Annotated in this window: 1 pseudogene; it reads right to left on the bottom strand. The window is 71.1% G+C overall.

The window, feature by feature from the left end:
* Positions 1 to 377 (bottom strand): annotated as a pseudogene (locus D7X55_RS42750) (polyketide synthase); the annotation flags it as partial.

The following is a 377-nucleotide window of genomic DNA, read 5'->3' as shown; positions in this document are numbered from 1 at the left end:
CGAGGCCACGACCGCAAGGTGGTGTTGACGAAGAACGGCCCCGCGTCGAAGTCGATCTGCGGGTTGGGCCGCTCGAAGTGGAGGCTGGGAGGAATCTCCCCGTGGTGCAGCGACAGCGCGGCCTTCATCAGGCCCGCCAGGCCCGCGGCCGTGTCCAGGTGGCCCACGTTCGTCTTCAGCGACGCCAGCGCGATGCGGCCCCGGTGCTCAGCGCCCAGGCCATACGCACGCGTCAGCGCCGCCACTTCAATCGGATCCCCCAGCGGCGTCGCGGTGCCATGGGCCTCCACGTAGCCCACGGCCTCCGGAGACACGCCCGCGTTGGCCAGCGCCTGGGAAATCACGGCCGCCTGTCCCTGCACGCTGGGCGCGGTGAA

It is taken from the genome of Corallococcus sp. AB049A, from assembly GCF_003668885.1.
GTDB classification, from domain to species: Bacteria; Myxococcota; Myxococcia; order Myxococcales; family Myxococcaceae; genus Corallococcus; species Corallococcus interemptor.
Note: the sequence above shows the minus strand (reverse complement) of the source record. Positions and strands in the feature narration are given on the sequence as shown.